Source organism: Desulfovibrio sp. X2 (genome assembly GCF_000422205.1).
GTDB lineage: Bacteria > Desulfobacterota > Desulfovibrionia > Desulfovibrionales > Desulfovibrionaceae > Alkalidesulfovibrio.
On record NZ_ATHV01000064.1, the window covers coordinates 1 to 17,068 of the forward strand.

Genomic DNA, 17,068 nt, shown 5'->3' on the forward strand with positions numbered 1-17,068 from the left:
CGGGCCTTTTTCAGTGGCGGCCTCGTACCGTGAGCGGCCGATCTAGCGTGCAGTCTGGGCGGCCAGGCCGTAGACCTCGTGCGGATCGAGGATCAGCACCACCGAGCCGTCGCCCATGATGGTGGCACCGGAGATGCCGGGCAGCTCGAAGTCCGAGAGATAGGTTCCGAGCGGCTTGATGACGATCTCCTGACGCTCGAGGAGCTTGTCCACGACCACGCCGAGACGGCGCTCGTTGTCCTGGATGATGACCATGGGCAGGATGTCGAGCTTCTCCGGGCGGTTGTCGAGTCCAAGCATCTCGGAGAGCTCGACCACGCCGATGACCTCGCCGCGAAGCTCCAGCGCCTTGCGCTTGTTCACGTCGGTCAGACGGCGCGCCTCGATCTTGGTGGTCTCGGAGACCGCGTCGAGGGGGATGGCGAAGGTCTGGGGGCCGACCTTGACCATGAGGGCGTCGATGATGGCCAGGGTGAGCGGGAGGGAGAGGGCGATCTTGGTGCCCTTGCCCACCTCGGAGCTGACCGCGACGTTGCCCTTGAGGTTCTTGATGTTGGAGCGGACCACGTCCATGCCCACGCCGCGTCCGGAGATGTCCGTGACCTGCTCGGCCGAGGAGAAGCCGGGAGCGAAGATGAGCTCCATGGCCTCGCGATCGTCCATGGCCGCAGCCTGCTCCGAGGTGATCACGCCCTTGCGGATGGCCACCTGGCGCATCTTCTGGGGATCGATGCCGCGGCCGTCGTCCTCGACCTCGATGGCCACGGAGTTGCCCTTGTGATAGGCGCGCAGGTAGACGTGGCCGACCGGCTCCTTGCCCGCGGCCCTGCGCTCCTCCTCGCCCTCCACGCCGTGGTCCATGGAGTTGCGGATCATGTGCACGAGGGGGTCGCCGATGACCTCGACCACGCTCTTGTCGAGCTCGGTGTCCTCGCCCTCCATGATCAGTTCCACGTTCTTGCCGGTCTTGCGCGAGATGTCGCGCACCAGGCGGGGGAAGCGCGAGAAGACCGTGCCCACCGGGACCATGCGGACGTTCATGATGGTGTCCTGCAGGTCGTCGGAGATGCGGTTCATGGCATCCGTGGTCTCGATGAGGTTCTGGGCGATCTCCTGGGCGTCCATGTGCCCTTCCTCGAGGGAGCGGGCGAGCATGGCGAAGCGGTTGCGGTTGATGATCAGCTCGCCGATGAGGTTCATCAGATGGTCGAGCTTCTCGTGGTCCACGCGGATGGTGGAGGAAGATTTGGCCGCCGCGGCCGCCTTGGCCTGGGCCTGCTCGTCGGACGCGGACTTGGCAGCCGGTTTGGGGGCGGCCTTGGGGGCGGCTGCGGCGGCGGGGGCGGCTGCCTGGACGGCAGGCTTGGGAGCCGGAGCCTCGGCCTTGTCCTGCGCGGGCGCGGACTTGGCCGCTGCCTTTTCCTTGAGCTCGGCCTTCTTTTCGGGTGCGGGTGCGGCAGGCGCAGCCTCGGGTGCGGGCGCAGCGGCCGGAGCGGCCGCTTGAGCTTCGGCCGCCTCGTTCGGGGTCATGGCCTCATGGCCGGTCAGGTCCTTGATCTTCGCCCGCACCATGTCCTCGAGGATCGAGCACTCCTGGTCGAGGATGTCGAGCATGAGCGAGAAGTCCAGGTCCGACTTGCGCGCCTGATCCACGAGCCCGGCCGTGCGCTCGGCCGTGACGTTGATCTCCTCGAAGCCCATGTAGCCCGCGGAGTTCTGCACCGTGACCAGGCAGCGGAAGAGCCCGTCCACGTAGTCCTTGTTGTCGCTGTCCTTGCGCAGGGTCGAAAGCGCCAGGGCGATGTTGTCGATCTGCTGCAGGTTGGCCTGCACGAAGATCTGCACGTCCTCGGGATCGAATCCCTCGGCGGCTGCGCCGAGCGGCATCTCCGCCTCGGGAACGGGCGCGGTTTCGGCCACGGGGAGCACCGGGGCGCCGCCCTCGTCCTCCCCCTGCGCCGTGGCCTCGTCGGTCACGAACACGCCGTGCTCGGAGGCGGCCTGCAGGCGCAGCTGCACGCGGCGGGTGTCGTGCGTGGTGACCTCGGCCTTCTTGGCGTCGATGGCGGAGATGAGCTCGTCGATGGCGTCCACCGCAGCCAGGAGCAGGTCGATCATGGGCTGCGACGGGGTCAGCTCTCCCTTGCGGACTTTGTTGAGCAGCGTCTCGGCCTCGTGCGTCAGGCCGTTCAGCTCCTTGTAGCCGATGATCCCGCTGTTGCCCTTGAGGTTGTGGAAATAACGGAAGACGTCGTTGACGAGTTCGCCTCCGCCTTCGGGGTCCTTCTCCAGCTCCACCAGGGCGGAGTTGAGGTTCTCCACGATCTCGCGGGCCTCTTCCAGAAAGTCGGCCAGGTGCCCCTCGCCGATGACCGTGAGCTTGTAGGTCTCGGACTCGAAGGGCGGCAGCGCGGGCAGCCGGACGTCGGCCGCACCGGCGGCGGACTGCGCCGCCGAAGACGCGGCGGACGGAGCGGCACCCTCTTCTGCGAGAGCAGGCGCCTCGGTCGCAGTCTCCTCGGGGGCGGGCGCGGCAGGGGCGGCGGCCTGAGCGGTGGTGCCGCCTCCGGCCAGAAGCGCCTCGATATGCGCAACGATGGGCTTCACGTCCGTGTCGCCCTCGGCGCCCGTGGCGTCGAGGCTGTCGATCATGGTCCTCAGGGCGTCCGTGGCCGAGAGGATGACGTCCATGATCTCCGTGGTCACGGAGAGGTTGGCGTTGCGCAACTCGTCGAGGATGTTCTCCGCCTTGTGGGCCAGTCCGTTGATCTTGTTCAGACCGAGGAAGCCCGACGCGCCCTTGAGGGAGTGCATGGGGCGGAAGATGTCGTTCAACAGGCCGAGGTTGTCCGGCGCCTTCTCGAGCTCGATAAGCGTCGGCTCGATGGTCTCCAGATGTTCCTTGGCCTCGACGATGAAGTCGGCGAAAATTTCAGGATCCATGAAGTCCTGACTCATTGCATCTCCCTGCTCGTTTGCCCTGGATCGACATTACCCGGATCGCCTGTAAAGGCAACTCCGTGTTGCGAGCCTATCCCAGCAGCATCTTGACGTTCTTGACCATCTTCTCGGGTTGGGCGGGCTTCACCATGTACAGGTTGGCGCCGAGATTGAGCCCCATCTGGATGTCCTTCTCCTGGCCCTCGGTGGAGAGCACGATGATGGGGATGTCCCTGTATGTTTCCTGCTCGCGCACGGTCTTGATGAAGGTGAAGCCGTCCATGCGCGGCATGTTCACGTCGGAGATGATCAGATCGTAGGCATTGGAATAAAGCTTCTCCAGCCCGTCCAGGCCGTCCTCGGCCGTGGTCACCTTGAAGCCTTCCTTCTTCATGATGAAGGCCACAAGATTTCTGACCGTCTTGGAATCGTCCACGATCAGGATGTTCTTGGACATGTGGTCCCCTCCTTATTTGGCAAGCAACCGCGTGACCAGACGGTCGACGGAGATGATGTTGATCAGACGTTCGTCCTTCTTCATCAGGCCGGCCAGGAAGTCCGCCCTGATGCCGATGCTGGCCTCGATGCTCCACTCGATGTCCTTCTGCTGCGCCCGGTACATGGTGACCACGGAGGTGACGATCATGCCCACCTGCAATCCCTTGTAGTTGCAGACGATGATGAAGCGATCGCCCGAAATGTCACCGGCCATCCCCATGATGGAGCGCATTGAGATGAGCGGAGTGACGCGGCCGCGAAGGTTGATCACGCCCTCCACGAACATCGGCGCCTTGGGGAGCCTCGTGGGCGCCACGGCGCGGATGACCTCCTGGATGGTGATGATGGGGACGGCGAATTCCTGCTCGTCAACGAGGAAGCTGACGAGCTGCAGGTCGGCCTCGCGCCGGAGCTGTTCGTCGAGCTCGAGTTCCGGGGCGGCCGGGGCGGACCCGCCCGCCTGTGCGCCGTCGGGCGCGGCCTGCGGAGCGGCGGACGGGGCCTTGGCGAAGCCGGGCAGGCTGTCCTTTTCCGAGGGGTCGTAGCGGCGCACCTCGGAGAGTGCGGACGCCCCGCCCATGCCCATGTACTTCTCCATGAAGGCCTTCTCGGCCGGAGTGGGCTCGCCCTGCCCCGCGCTTTCCTCGGGCAGGCGGACGTTCTCCTGGAAATATTCTTCCGGTGTCTTCATAACTGCATGATTTCCTTGGCCAGTAGAGTGTATTCCGTGGCTCCGCGCGACTGCGGGTCGATGTCGTAGATGACCTTGCCCTGCGCCGAGGCCTCGCGGAACTTGGTGTCCGTATTGATGACGGTGTTGAACATGTTCCCCTGAAGCTTCTTTCTGATGAGGTTCAGCACCCTCCGACAGGCGCTGGCCCGCCTGTCGTACATCGTCGCCAGGGCCTTGAAGCGGACCGGCTCGGGCATGACCCGGTTGATCATGCGCACCGTGTCGAAGATGAGCCGCAGTCCGTGCAAGGCCAGAAAATCCGTCTGCACCGGGATGATCAGCAGGTCGCAGGCCACGAGCGCGTTGACCAGCAGGACGCCCACGTGCGGCGGGCAGTCCAGCAGGATGTAGTCGTAGCGCCCGCTCACGTCCTTCAGCGCCTCGCGCAGGATGAGCCCCTTGTTGGGCCTGTCCTTGGTGTCCACCTCGAGCTCTGAGAGGCGGATGTGCCCGGTCACGAAGTCGCGCTCGCTCTCCGGATGGCGGACGATGATCCGTTCCCAGATCGCCGGGTCGTGCTCTTTCTCGGCGAAGAGGTCGTAGAGCGTGTGCGGCGTCTCCTCCGGAAAGAAGGCCATGTGGATGGAGGCGTTGGCGTGCGGGTCCATGTCCATGATCAGGACGCGTTGCGAAAGGCGCGAGAGCGCCGCCCCGAGCGTGAGCGCGGTTGTGGTCTTGCCCACCCCGCCCTTCTGGTTGGCTATCGCCACGACCTTGGCCGTCACGTCGATTCGTCCCCTCCCCCGGCCGCCTAGGGCCTGTCTCCGTTTTCCTCCTGCTCGCGCAGGAACTTGCGGATCAGGTTGCCGAGCGCCTTCCAGTCGTTGTGGTCCACGTCCAGGAAGCGGATGCCGAGCGCGTAGCCGGGCTCTCCGCCCCGCTCCTCAACCCACATGATCTCGGCGATGGCCTGCAGGTACTGTCCTGCGTCGCTCTCGAAGACCTTGAGGAAGCCGGGATGGAACTTGTTCAGGCTCGGAATGAAGATTTTGACCGTGACCTTGTCCCCGACCTCGAAGCGGTCCGGGCACTCCACGCGCAGCCCGCCCTCGCTGATGTCCGTGCAGCAGACCTCGTGCGGCTTCTGCTGGACCAGGGGGAACTTGAACTCGCGCACCTCGACCCGGAAGTTCTTGGGCAGGCGCTGATACTGTCTGCGGTCCGAGGATGAGGTCATTCAGGTCTCCTTTCGGTAGATGATCGCCCCGGGATGGTGGATCGGCTTGAAGGCGCGCGTGATGTTGTGCAGCGACTCCGAGTGGCCGATGAGCAGGTATCCGCCCGGGAGCAGATTGTCGTAAAACGAACCCATGACCCGCTTCTTCACGTCGTCGTCGAAGTAGATGATGACGTTGCGGCAGAAGACGGCGTGCGAGCGCTCGAGCCGCTTGCACTGGGTCTTGTCGCTCAGGTTGATCTGCCCGAAGCTGACCAGCTGCTTGACCTCGGGCACGATCTTGAACTTCCCCCCCTCCGGGGTGAAGTACCTGGACACGATCTCGCGCGGCGTGGTGCGCAGGGAATACTCCGTGTAGACCCCGCGCCTGGCCGAGAGGAGCACCGCCTCCGAGAGGTCGTTGGCCGTGATGCGGATGTTCCACTGCCCGATCTCGCCTTTCAGGACCTCGTGCAGGATGATCCCGAGCGTATAGGGCTCCTCGCCGGTGGAGCACCCCGCGGACCAGATGCGCAGCACCTTGGGCCCCTTGGCGGCGATGGAGGCCAGGAGGTCGGTCAGGACCTTCTCCTGGAAGACCTTTATCTGGGGAGGATTGCGGTAGAAGCTCGTCTCGTTGGTGGTCACAGCCTCGAAGAGCTTGTTCAGCTCCTGCTGCCGTCCCGGGTCGTACTGCAGATAGTAGTAGTACTCTCCGAAGTTCTTGAGGTTCAGGTTCTTCAGGCGGTTGGCCAGCCGGTTCTCGAGCAGGTACTTGCGGTTGTCGGCGATGTAGATGCCGCTCTTGTCGTAGATGTAGTCCCGAAGCTGGGTGAACTCCTCGGCTTCGATGCGAAGCTCCTTGCCGAGGGTGATGGACTTGGAGAACAACGACATCAGAGATCCTCGCCCAGGGACTGGATCTTGGCCACCGATTCCGCGGCCGCGTCCATGACTTCGGGATCGCCCTCGCTCGAGACGTCGAGCAGCGCCCTGAAGGCGGCCTGCCCTCCTATCTCGCCCAGGCATTCCACGACCTTGAGCACCACGAGCTTGTTGTCGCTCTGCAGAAGGGGCACGAGCCGGGCGATGGCGGCGCGCTCGCGGCGCGCGGCCAGGGCCTCCATGGCCCGGATGCGCACCCAGTCGTTGTCGTCCTCAAGGGCGCGCAGGAGCTGTTCAGCAGCCTCGGGTCCCTCGAAACGGCCGAGCAGTTCCACCACGGCCAGGCGCACGTCGCTGTTCTCGTCGGACAGGCGGCTCACGATGCTCGGCCTGCACTCCTCCTCGAAGCCGCAGACCTCGGCGATGGCCTCCACGGCAACCTTGCGGATGTCCGGGATCTCGTCCTCGAGGGCGCCGCGCAGCTTGTCGAGATGGTTCCTGCGCCCGGTCTTGCCGATGACGTAGGCCGCCATCAGGCGGTGGATGGGATCGGGGTCGTTGAAGAGCCTGCCGAAGCGCTCGGCCATCTCCTCGCCGTCCAGGGCGATGCAGGCCTCGAGCGCGGCTTCCTTGACGTCGTTGTACGGGTGGTCGATGAAGCCGAAGATCGTCTCCCCCGCCTCGGCCATCCTGAGCGTGGAGCCGAGGAACTTCATGGCGCCCTTGAGCACCGTGCCGTCCTCGTGGCGCGTGAGCACGTCCAGGAAGAACGGCCCGGCCTCCTCGCCCGCCACGCGCAGGAGGGCCTGCACGATCTCGCGCTGCAGGTCCCGCTCGGTGGACCAGAAGACCTCGCGCAGGATGCGGCTGACCTCGCCGTTGCCTATGCGGGCCATGCTCTCCACGGCGATCAGCGCCCGCTGCAGGTCGTCGCCGGAGAGGGCGAAGACGAGCGCGTCGTTCAGGCCGATGCGGGAGAGCGTGGCCACGGCCTGCTCCACACGCTCCGGCTCGGAGTCGAAATTCATGCGCGCGGCGAGGTCGAGCACCTCGGCAGAGGCCTCGACGCCGCCCACGTAGCCGAGCCCGAGGATCGCGGCGTCCTGGATGTCCCCGTCCTCGTCGTGCAGGGCGGCGATCAGGTATTCGCAGAGCTTGCCGCGCTCGGTCTCCGAGAGCAGGGCCAGGGACTTGCCGCCCAGGATGTTGACGATGGAGCGCACGATCTTGTTGCGCAGCGCGCTCGAACTCTCGTCCAGGCGGCGCAGGAGCATGGTCGCGGCCTTGATGTTGCCCATCTCGCCCAGCGCCTCGACGATCATGGAGGCGATGAGGTCGGTGGCCGTGTCCAGGGCCTTGACCAGCGCGTCCACACTGCTGTCGTCCTTGATCTTGGAGAGCGCCTCGATGACCGCGAACTGGACCCACTCCTCGTCCCCCAGCGCCTTGTTCAGGCAGCGCGCGGCCTCGGGCATGGCCAGCTCGCCGAGCGAGACGGCGGCCTGATAGCGGACGTTGACCTCGGGGTCCTTGAGCAGGCTCTCGCACAGCGGCCCCACGGCGAGGACGTTGGCGGTCGAGCCGAGAATGTCCGTGGCGAAGATGCGGATGTCCGGGTCGTCGTCGTGCAGGATGTCGACCAGGCTCCTGAAATCCTGGTTGCCGATCTGGCGCAGGATGTCCATGGCCAGGTTGCGGACGGGAACGTCCTCGGAGTGCAGCAGGGGCACCATGCTCTGCACGGTGACCGATCCTCCGATCTGGCGCAGGGCCGCCTCCGCAGCCTCCTGCACGCCCAAATTGCGGCTCGTCAGGAGCTCGGCCAAGCGCGGCACGGCACTCTCGCAGCCGGCCTCGCCCGCCTTGTAGGCCGCCTCGCGCAGGACCTCGGCGTCATCGCTGCCCAGTTGTTCGAGCACTTCAGGACAAAGCGTCATCGCATCCACCCCGCAAGCGGTGCGCGCAAAAGCGCGAGCGTGGCTCAAGGCGGTCACGCGCGCATCGCGCCTGCGTCATTTGTAGATATTCGACAGGATGGTCTCCGCCATCTCGTCAATGTCGACCACCTCGTCCGCCAGTCCGGCGTCGACGATGGCCTTGGGCATGCCGTAGACGACGCACGAGACGTCGTTCTGGGCGATCGCCCTCCCCCCTTTCTCTTTGAGAGCCCTCACTCCCTCGAGTCCGTCGCTGCCCATCCCGGTCATGATCACGCCGAGCCCGCGCTTGCCCACGCCTTCCGCCACGGAGCGGATCAGTTCGTTGGCCGAGGGCTTGTAGAGCGCCTCCACCGGATCGGGCGAGACGACCACGTCGATGCGGCTGGTCTTCTGCGCGATGCGCAGGTGGCGCCCGCCGGGCGCCACGTAGGCCGTGCCGGGCACGAGCCGCTCGCCGTCCTCCGCCTCCTTGACCGAAATGCGGCAGATGGAGTCCAGCCGCTTGGCGAAGGGGCCGGTGAAGGCCGCCGGCATGTGCTGGGCGATGAGAATGGCCGACGGGAAATCCTGGGGCAGCCCGGAAAGAACCTTCTGCACCGCCGGCGGCCCGCCCGTGGAGACGCCGATGGCCACCACGTCGCGCAAAGGCGCGCCCGCGGGCTTGACCAGCTCGCGCCGAGGCGGCTCGTGACGTTCGGGGGCAGGGGCGGCGCCACCGGCCGCGGGCCTTGGCGGAACGTGCACCGGACGAGGCGCGCGCAGCCTGCGCCTGGCCACGTACTTGACCTTGGCGCGCAGCTGTTCCTCGATCTTCACGATGTCGAGCGAGACCTTGGAGAGCTGCTTGGGGATGAAATCCACGGCCCCGAGTTCCAGGGCCTTGAGCGTGGCCTCCGCGCCCTCGGTGGTCAGGGAGCTGACCATGAGCACGGGCCGCGGCATCTCCATCATGATGTGGCGCAACGTCGTGAGCCCGTCCATCACGGGCATCTCTATGTCCAGGGTCACCACGTCCGGCTGCAGCCGACGGATCTTCTCAAGGCCCTCTTCCCCGTTCCGGGCCGTGTCCGCGACCTTGATCTCGGGGTCCTTCTCCAGCATGGCGCTGATGGCCTTGCGCATGAAGGCGGAATCATCGACAACGACAACCGTGATCACGCTGTGTCTCCATTCGAGTATCCGGTGCGGCGAGGGGCCTTGGCCCAATCCCGCCGACACCGCGAAGTGTGAACCACATCCACTGAAAAGACAAACGCAAAGGCGCAGGGATGAGGAAAATATCACCCTCGGAGACGTCGCACGTCACCCGGCGGCACTGCCCCCCACGGCCGATCCGCCGATCGTTCCCCCTCTCCCGTCGTGCCCATCATAACAGCAAAGCCCCGGGCCATTCAACCGCGCTTTTCCCCGTGCGGCGCGGCTTTTCGCCCGATCGCGAAAAAGTCGAGAATTGTCCTTGCCAAAACCTCCCGAAACGCATAGTTACTTCTCCCTCACACGGGATGTGGCTCAGCCTGGCTAGAGCGCCGCGTTCGGGACGCGGAGACCGCGCGTTCAAATCGCGCCATCCCGACCAGAGATACCGAGGGCTTGCGGTGAAAACCGCAAGCCCTTTTTCGTTGCCGAGCGCCAACGCCGGAGATTTCCGGCAAGGCCCGTGAAAGGAGCTGCGCCACCGCCCCCGCCCCTCATACCCACGCGGGGTACACGGCAAGGGCCGCCCGAAGCCCCCGCCGCCCGGGCGTTCTCCTCGCCTTTTTCCACCAACCCCCTGGACACGGACCGGGATTCGGCGCATCATGCGAACGTTCGACAACCCCCTCGCACTTCAGGTGCGCCCGGAGGATCGCCCATGTCCAGCACAGGCGGCGACGAGACCCAGCACGACGAGGTCGCCTGCGAAAGCCTGAAATCCCGTGCCCTGCGCATGGCCCTGCCCTTCTGCCCGGAGGTGCGCGGCTACACGGGCGCGAAGTTCCGCGCCGACCTCATGGCCGCCCTGACCGTGACCGTGGTCGGACTGCCGCAGTGCATGGCCTACGCCATCATCGCGGGCGTGAACCCGAAATACGGCCTCTACGCCGCGACCATCCCGGCCATGATCGCCTCCCTGTGGGGCTCCTCACGCTACCTCATCAGCGGCCCGGCCAACGCCATCTCCATGCTCATCGCCTCGTCCATGACCGCGGCGACCATCGGCGGGCTCGCCATCTCCGTGCTGCCCGAGGCGCAGAAGATGCCCTACCTCTTCGGCATCGCCATCATGGCGGGCATCATCCAGCTGATCATGGGCCTGGCCGGGGTGGGCGAATCCGTGCGCTTCATCTCGCATTCGGTGATCGTGGGCTTCACGGCAGGCGCGGGCGTGCTCATCGCGGGCGGTCAGATCAAGAACCTGCTCGGGCTCTCCGTTCCCCACTCCCCGGAGTTCGCCGTGCTCATGGCCCGCACGGCGGAACACGTCCCGGAAACGAACCCCTGGTCGCTCGGCATCGGCCTCTTCGCCATCGCGGCCACGTTCCTCATACCGCGCCTGAACCGCCGCCTGCCCGGCCCCTTCCTGGCCGTGACCATAAGCGCCGTGCTCGCCTGGGCCCTGGACCTCGAGAGCAAGGGCGTGCGCCTCATCGGCGACATCCCGCGCGGGCTGCCGCCGCTCTCGCTGCCCCCGGCGCCGAACTACGAATCCATGCAGGCCCTGTTCATGCCCTCCCTGGCCATCGCACTGCTCAGCATGGTCGAGGCCCTGTCCATCGCCAAGACCCTGGCCGTGGCCCGGGGCGAGCGGATGGACGGCAGCCAGGAGATCCTCGGCCAGGGGCTGTCCAACATCGCGGCCGGATTCTTCTCCGGCATCCCGGGCAGCGGCTCGTTCACGCGCACGGCCGTCAACTTCCTGGCCGGCGGCAGGACGCGCTTCTCCGGGGTCTTCGCCGGGCTCATGAGCCTGGTCTTCCTGCTCCTCCTGGCCCCCTACGCCAGCTACATCCCGGTGCCGGTGCTCGCGGGCATCCTCCTGGTCATCGCCTGGGGCATGATAGACAAGCCCGGCATCCTGCAGGTCATGCGCTCCACACGCGCGGACCGCGCCGTGCTCCTCGCGACCGTCGCCTCGACCCTGGTGCTGGACCTGGAGAAGGCGGTCTTCATCGGCGTGCTCCTCTCCATCGCCCTGTTCCTGCGCAAGGTCTCGCACCCCCAAGTCAGCCGCCTGGACACCTGCGAGAGCCCGGAGCTGGCCTACCTGCCCATCGGCCCCTGCTGCCCCTATCTCTCGGTCTACCAGATCGAGGGTGCGCTCTTCTTCGGCGCCGTGGACGAACTCGAGCAGCGCCTCTACGAGTACGAGGACTTCGGCCACCGCGTCGTCATCCTGCACCTGCGCCACGTGCACAGCCTGGACGCCACGGGGGTGCACGCCTTCGAGTCCTTCCTGAACCGCTGCCGCAAGCGCGGCGTGGTCCTCATCCTCTCCGGGGCCAAGCCCGGCGTGCGCGAGGTCTTCCGCAACTCGGGGCTGCTCGCCAAGCTCGGGCGCGAGTACATGGTCCAGGACCTCTCCCAGGCCCTGGAGCTGGCCTACGACAAATGCCTCAAAAACTCCGTCTGCGCCCGCTGCAAGGAGGACACCGGCGGCGAATGCCGCATGATGCGCGCCGCGCGCACCTCCGCGGGCACCCTGGTCTGCTCCCTGCCCCTGCGTCGCCCGGCAACGGCGGGACAGGACACGACCGCCTCCTCCGAGGCGGACCGGGAGGAGGCGGTCGCAGCTCCGCCGCCGGACCCCGCCGAACCTTGATCCATCCGGCTTTCTTGACCCTTGAGCGCCTTCTGATAGACTGGGACCACGAAATCCGGAAGGTTCCCATGTCCGCGCGCCGCGGCAGGGCGGAACCGCGAACCCGTGGCCCGAGGTCCCCATGCCGGCACGTCTTCTGCGTCTGCTCGCCGCGGCGATGCTCGCCCTCTCCCTGCTCGTCCTGGCGGCCTGCGGCTCAGGCCCGCCGGTTCCGGCGCACCCGCAGCGCGTTCCCGGCGTGAGCAAGCACGAGATCCGCATCGGCTCCTCCCTGGCCCTTTCCGGCCACGCCGAGTACCTGGGCATCCAGACGCTGCGGGGCGCGCTCAGCTACATCGACTACGTCAACGAGCACGGCGGCGTGCACGGCCGCACCATCCGCGTGGTGGCCTACGATGACGCCTACGACCCCACGCGCTGCCTGGTGAACACGCAGCGCCTCATCGTCAGCGACGACGTCTTCTCCCTGTTCTGCTACGTGGGCACGCCGACCACGCTCAAGGTCCTGCCCCTCATCGAGCAGGCGAAGATCCCGCTCGTGGGCACCTTCACGGGCGCCAACGCCCTGCGCGTGCCGTTCAATCCTCTGGTCGTGAACGTGCGCGCCTCCTACTACCAGGAGACCGCGGCCGCGGTGAAGCACATGGTCGAGGACCTCGGCCTCTCGCGCATCGCGGTCTTCTACCAGTACGACGCCTACGGCTTCGACGGCCTGACCGGCACGGAGCTGGCCCTCAAGAAGTACGGCCTGGCCCCGGTGGCGCGGGGCTCCTACATCCGGGGCACCCTGAACATCGAGGACGGACTCGACAAGATCATGCGCTCTGGCGCCCAGGCCGTGGTCATGATCGGCACCTACGACCCCTGCGCGGTCTTCATCCAGGAGGCCAGGAAGCACGGCTTCGATCCGCTCTTCTACACCGTCTCCTTCGTGGGCGGCGAGGAGCTCGGCCGCCGCCTGCCGCGCGACGGGGACTCCCTGGTCATCCTCTCCCAGGTGGTGCCGCCGCCCGCCCAGGTCCGGCCGCCGCAGGGCGGCCCGCACGACCCCGGCTACGCCGCACTGCTGGCCCGGTACTACCCGGCGGACAAGCCCAACTTCATCGGCCAGGAGGGCTACTTCAACGCGCAGGTCCTGGTGGAGGGGCTGCGCCGCGCGGGCCGCGACCTGACGCGCGAGGGATTCCTCAAGGCCATCGAGAGCATGGAGGACTTCCCGCTCGCCGAGTCGCTCTCCGTCTCCTTCAGCCCCACGGACCACCAGGGGCTCGACCAGGTCTACTTCACGCGCCTCACGCACGGCGACTTCCGGCTCATCGAGAACTGGGACGAGGTGCGGCGCATCCTGGCGGAGAAGTCCGGCAAGGCCGCGAAGCCCGCCGACAGGGTTCCTCCGGCCCAGGGCACGCCCCCCGCGCGGGCCGGAAAGGACGGACAATGAGATCCGTCAGCGCGCTCAGCCTGTCGCGCAAGATATTCTTCACCACGCTGGCCTTCATCCTGCTGGTCTCGGGCATCATCGCCCTGCTCGCCCGCGGCATCCTCGTCTCGAGCCTGACCACGGAGCTCCTGCACCGCGGCACGGCCATCGCCCAGAGCCTCGCGGAGCGGGCGCGCAGCCAGATCCTGGACAACGACACCGCGGGACTCGTGAGCCTGGTCTTCGACTCCGCGTACCTGGGCGAGCGCAGGGACCTCGTCTCCTACATCTTCATCACCGACCAGGACGGCCGCGTCCTGGCCCACACTTTCACGCGTCCGTTCCCCGACGACCTGAGCGGCGCCGCCCCGGCCCCGGGCGAGACGCACGCCGTGCGCGAGATCACCGTGCTCGGGCAGCCTGTCTACGACATCTCCGTGCCCATCACCGAGGGCATCTACACCATCGGCTCGACCCACGTGGGGCTCAACAAGCGGCACATCGACAACCTCGTGGGCAAGCTGCGCATCACCTTCCTCGGCTTCATCTCCCTGGTCATCGTGGTGCTCTTCTTCATCTCGCTGCGCATCGCGAACTACATCACCATGCCCATCACCAAGCTGACGCGCATCTCGGACGAGCTCTCGCGCGGCAACTTCGACATCTCGGTGAACCTCGACGGCGTGGGGGGCGACTGGTCGCCCCAGGACTGCCCGGCCTACCTGGACACGGACCTGCCCTGCTGGCACTTCGACCAGACGCGCGAGAGCGAGGAGGCGGCGGGAGAGGACGGCTCCAACCTGCGCACCTGCCGTTTGTGCCGCTTCTACACCAAGGCCTCGGGAGACGAGGTGCAGCAGCTCGCGAGCTCGTTCCGCAACATGGTCTGGAGCATCAAGCTCTACCGCCGCCGTCTGCGCGAGTCCGAGGAAAAGTACCGCTCGCTCTTCGTCTCCGGTCCGGACCCCATCGTGGTCGTGGATGCGGAGAGTTACGCCATCCTGGACGCCAACCCGCGCGCCGAGGAGGTCTACGGCTACACGCGCGCCGAGCTTGCGGGAGTGCCGTACACCGCGCTCGACCCGGACTTCTCCTCGCAGTGCCTCGCGCGCTTCGAGCTGCCCGGCGGGCGCGAGAGCGGCTGCGTCTACTGCACGAAGCTCATCCACTACCGCAAGGACGGGCTGCCCATCTACGTGAACCTGCACGCCTGCCCCATCAGCTACAAGAACCGGCAGGCCTACATCATCGCCTCGGCCGACGTGACCGAGATGATCGAGAAGGACGCCCAGCTCATCCAGGCGAGCAAGATGAAGACGCTGGGCGAGATGTCCGCGGGCATCGCCCACGAGCTGAACCAGCCGCTGAACGCCATCCGCATGGGCTCGGACTTCCTGGGACTTCTGGCCGGGGAGGCGCAGGCGCTCTCGCCCGCGCAGATAAAGCCCATCTCGGACGAGATCAGCCAGCAGGTCGACCGGGCCACGGACATCATCAACACCCTGCGCGCCTTCGGCCGCAAGGCGGACATGATCCGCGAGGAGCTCTGCCTGAACGACTCCGTGCGCGGTGTGCTGAAGATCGTGGGGCACCAGCTCTCGCTCGCGGGCATCGAGACCTCGTTCGACCTGGCGGACGACCTGCCGCCGGTCATGGCCCACGACAACCGCATCCAGCAGGTCCTCTTCAACCTCGTGACCAACGCCCGCGACGCGATCATCAAGAGCGGGCAGCCGCCGAAGGACGGCCACCGCATCCTCCTGCGCACCTTCGCCCGCGACGCGGAGGTCGTGGTCCAAATCGCGGACACCGGAGTGGGCATCCCCGAGTCCGTGCGCGAAAAGATTTTCGAGCCCTTCTTCACCACCAAGGAAACGGGCCAGGGCATGGGGCTCGGGCTTTCCATCTCGTACGGCATAGTCAAGGACTACGACGGCGAGATCCGCATCGACAGCAGCCCGGGACGGGGCTCGGTCTTCGAGCTCGTCTTCCCGAGAGCCGCGGCGCGGGGAAAGACCCGGACGTGACCCGACGCCGAGAAGACCCGGAGCGAGACATGGCGAAAATACTGGTCATCGACGACGAACGCCCCACCTTGGGCATGTTCCGACTCTTTCTCGAGAAGTACGGCCACGAGGTGCTTCTGGCCGAGAACGGGGCCGACGGGCTCGAGCTCTTCGCGCGCGAAGCGCCTCCCGTGGTCCTCACGGACATCAAGATGCCGGGCATGGACGGGATCGAGGTGCTGAAGCGCATCAAGCAGGCCAACCCCGCGGTCGAGGTCATCGTCATCACCGGCCACGGGGACATGGACCTGGCCATCCAGGCCCTGAATCTGGACGCCACGGACTTCATCAACAAGCCCATCAAGAAGGAGGAGCTCGACGCGGCGCTTCACCGCGCCGAGGAGCGCCTGCGCCTGGCCAAAGACAAGGAGGAGGACGTCCGGGTGAAAACGGACGAGGCGGTCACGGCCATCGAGATCAAGGCCAGCGTGACGGCCGAGTCCGAGGCCGCCCTGCTGGACGCATGCAGGCGGGCCCAGGCCAGCGGCGGGGGAATACTGCTGAACTTCTCCGAGAACGCCTCGATCAACGGCGCGGGCATAGCCATCCTCACCCGCGTGCTCCTGGACTGCCGCGACAAGGGAATCCGCACGGCCATCTCCGGCCTTTCGGAGAACTTCCGCACGGTCTTCGGCATCGTCGGCCTGTCCCGGCTGACCGAGATATACGGCAACGAGCAGGAGGCACGCACCGCGCTCACCGCCTGAGCGGCAGGCGTTCTTTATCTCCGGATTCCGGAAGAAAATGAGCCGGAGGGGGCGGTTGGCCCCTCCGGCTCGGACCCTGGAGGCATCGAGCCGTGTTTCGACGGCCGAATTCCTCGCACGGGGTGCATGGGCTCCGGGCCCCCCGCAGGGGGCCCGGAACTTTTTTTACCGGTTTCTCGTTTCCTGCAGTCCGGGTGCCGTTCCCTAGGCGCGCCTGCGCGAGCCGGAAAGGCTGGCGAACAGGCTGCGCCGCGAGAGCGGTCCAGTGGGCACGTCGGCCTCGGCCACGGCGAACTTGTGGAAGAGCGTCGGGTCGAAGTGGCAGAGGAAGATGACGCGCACGCTGTCGGGATTGGCCAGCACAGCTTTCGGATAGCGCTTCTTGACCTCGTCGAGCCTCTTGTTCGCCATGGCCAGGATGTCCTCACGGTCGCCGAAGTTCATGGCGCCGGTCGGGCACGTGTGGACGCAGGCGGGCAGGAGCCCGTTGTGCACGCGGTCATAGCACATGTCGCATTTGTTCCACATTCCGCTGGCCTCGTCGCGGCGCGGAATGTCGTAGGGGCAGAGGTCGCCGGGGACCATGTCCGTCAGGACCTTGGTGCGCTCGGTGTAGAGCACCGCGCCCGTGGTCTCGTCCTTCAGGATGGCGTTCTCGTCGTAGCCGTCGGCCACCGCCTTGCACGGAGGCTCCACGCAGTGCCGGCACTGGTCCGGGAAGAACAGCCACTGCAGTCCCCCGCCCGCCTCGACCTCGTGGAAGCGGACCAGCTTGTAGGTGTTGAATTCGAGGTCCCTGGGGTTCTGGTGGGAGCCCCAGTTCTTGGTTTCGTTCGCAGGCAGCTTGTGCCACTGCTTGCAGGCCACCTGGCAACCCCGGCAGGCCGTGCAGCGGGTCAGATCGATGAAGAAGCTCTTTCCCAT

General features: G+C 66.4%; 13 protein-coding genes and 1 tRNA gene. 5 read left to right on the forward strand and 9 right to left on the reverse strand.

All coding sequences use genetic code 11. The annotated features are described in order from the left end of the window. Nucleotides 1–42 precede the first annotated feature (42 nt). The 8 genes from DSX2_RS14130 to DSX2_RS14165 form a co-directional block, all read right to left on the reverse strand. Nucleotides 43–2,958: a chemotaxis protein CheA gene (locus DSX2_RS14130; RefSeq protein WP_020881674.1), complete on the reverse strand. Its 2,916-nt coding sequence runs from the start codon at nucleotides 2,956–2,958 to the stop codon at nucleotides 43–45. A gap of 73 nt (nucleotides 2,959–3,031) precedes the next feature. Continuing rightward, nucleotides 3,032–3,397: a response regulator gene (locus DSX2_RS14135; RefSeq protein ID WP_020881675.1), complete on the reverse strand. Its 366-nt coding sequence runs from the start codon at nucleotides 3,395–3,397 to the stop codon at nucleotides 3,032–3,034. Between the two features lie 12 nt (nucleotides 3,398–3,409). After that, complete coding sequence (locus DSX2_RS14140; protein WP_020881676.1) at nucleotides 3,410–4,129, reverse strand: chemotaxis protein CheW; 720 nt, start codon at nucleotides 4,127–4,129, stop codon at nucleotides 3,410–3,412. Further along, nucleotides 4,126–4,896, reverse strand: coding sequence for a ParA family protein (locus DSX2_RS14145; RefSeq protein ID WP_020881677.1), 771 nt, complete (start codon nucleotides 4,894–4,896; stop codon nucleotides 4,126–4,128). The genes DSX2_RS14140 and DSX2_RS14145 overlap by 4 nt, the downstream gene beginning before the upstream one ends. A 26-nt stretch (nucleotides 4,897–4,922) precedes the next feature. Next, nucleotides 4,923–5,348 carry a PilZ domain-containing protein gene (locus DSX2_RS14150; protein WP_020881678.1) on the reverse strand — a complete coding sequence of 142 codons (426 nt, stop codon included), beginning with the start codon at nucleotides 5,346–5,348 and terminating at the stop codon, nucleotides 4,923–4,925. After that, nucleotides 5,349–6,227, reverse strand: a complete 879-nt coding sequence (locus DSX2_RS14155; RefSeq protein WP_035042830.1) for a protein-glutamate O-methyltransferase CheR — start codon at nucleotides 6,225–6,227, stop codon at nucleotides 5,349–5,351. Further along, entirely contained in the window at nucleotides 6,224–8,149 is a 1,926-nt protein-coding gene (locus DSX2_RS14160; RefSeq protein WP_020881680.1) for a HEAT repeat domain-containing protein, read from the reverse strand. The genes DSX2_RS14155 and DSX2_RS14160 overlap by 4 nt, the downstream gene beginning before the upstream one ends. A gap of 75 nt (nucleotides 8,150–8,224) precedes the next feature. Then, nucleotides 8,225–9,310: a chemotaxis response regulator protein-glutamate methylesterase gene (locus DSX2_RS14165; protein WP_020881681.1), complete on the reverse strand. Its 1,086-nt coding sequence runs from the start codon at nucleotides 9,308–9,310 to the stop codon at nucleotides 8,225–8,227. 340 nt (nucleotides 9,311–9,650) lie between these two features. Here DSX2_RS14165 and DSX2_RS14170 point away from each other — a divergent pair. From DSX2_RS14170 to DSX2_RS14190, 5 genes are all read left to right on the forward strand, one after another. Next, nucleotides 9,651–9,728 (forward strand) — tRNA-Pro (locus tag DSX2_RS14170). A 276-nt stretch (nucleotides 9,729–10,004) separates the two neighbouring features. Continuing rightward, a complete protein-coding gene (locus tag DSX2_RS14175; RefSeq protein ID WP_020881682.1) occupies nucleotides 10,005–11,951 on the forward strand; it encodes a SulP family inorganic anion transporter in 1,947 nt (648 codons plus the stop codon). A gap of 121 nt (nucleotides 11,952–12,072) precedes the next feature. Continuing rightward, a complete protein-coding gene (locus tag DSX2_RS14180) occupies nucleotides 12,073–13,392 on the forward strand; it encodes an ABC transporter substrate-binding protein (protein ID WP_020881683.1) in 1,320 nt (439 codons plus the stop codon). After that, nucleotides 13,389–15,398 carry an ATP-binding protein gene (locus tag DSX2_RS14185; protein WP_020881684.1) on the forward strand — a complete coding sequence of 670 codons (2,010 nt, stop codon included), beginning with the start codon at nucleotides 13,389–13,391 and terminating at the stop codon, nucleotides 15,396–15,398. The genes DSX2_RS14180 and DSX2_RS14185 overlap by 4 nt, the downstream gene beginning before the upstream one ends. 29 nt (nucleotides 15,399–15,427) lie before the next feature. Continuing rightward, nucleotides 15,428–16,144 carry a response regulator gene (locus tag DSX2_RS14190; protein ID WP_020881685.1) on the forward strand — a complete coding sequence of 239 codons (717 nt, stop codon included), beginning with the start codon at nucleotides 15,428–15,430 and terminating at the stop codon, nucleotides 16,142–16,144. 204 nt (nucleotides 16,145–16,348) lie between these two features. On the opposite strand, the gene DSX2_RS14195 is transcribed toward DSX2_RS14190, so the two are convergent. Continuing rightward, complete coding sequence (locus DSX2_RS14195; protein ID WP_020881686.1) at nucleotides 16,349–17,068, reverse strand: 4Fe-4S dicluster domain-containing protein; 720 nt, start codon at nucleotides 17,066–17,068, stop codon at nucleotides 16,349–16,351.

Excerpts from the sequence above, each read along its gene's own strand:
- DSX2_RS14150 (WP_020881678.1), bottom strand. The coding sequence starts at position 5,348 with ATGACCTCATCCTCGGACCGCAGACAGTATCAGCGCCTGCCCAAGAAC.
- DSX2_RS14190 (WP_020881685.1), top strand. The coding sequence starts at position 15,428 with ATGGCGAAAATACTGGTCATCGACGACGAACGCCCCACCTTGGGCATG.
- DSX2_RS14180 (WP_020881683.1), top strand. The coding sequence starts at position 12,073 with ATGCCGGCACGTCTTCTGCGTCTGCTCGCCGCGGCGATGCTCGCCCTC.
- DSX2_RS14135 (WP_020881675.1), bottom strand. The coding sequence starts at position 3,397 with ATGTCCAAGAACATCCTGATCGTGGACGATTCCAAGACGGTCAGAAAT.
- DSX2_RS14160 (WP_020881680.1), bottom strand. The coding sequence starts at position 8,149 with ATGACGCTTTGTCCTGAAGTGCTCGAACAACTGGGCAGCGATGACGCC.
- DSX2_RS14195 (WP_020881686.1), bottom strand. The coding sequence starts at position 17,068 with ATGGGAAAGAGCTTCTTCATCGATCTGACCCGCTGCACGGCCTGCCGG.
- DSX2_RS14185 (WP_020881684.1), top strand. The coding sequence starts at position 13,389 with ATGAGATCCGTCAGCGCGCTCAGCCTGTCGCGCAAGATATTCTTCACC.
- DSX2_RS14140 (WP_020881676.1), bottom strand. The coding sequence starts at position 4,129 with ATGAAGACACCGGAAGAATATTTCCAGGAGAACGTCCGCCTGCCCGAG.
- DSX2_RS14175 (WP_020881682.1), top strand. The coding sequence starts at position 10,005 with ATGTCCAGCACAGGCGGCGACGAGACCCAGCACGACGAGGTCGCCTGC.
- DSX2_RS14130 (WP_020881674.1), bottom strand. The coding sequence starts at position 2,958 with ATGAGTCAGGACTTCATGGATCCTGAAATTTTCGCCGACTTCATCGTC.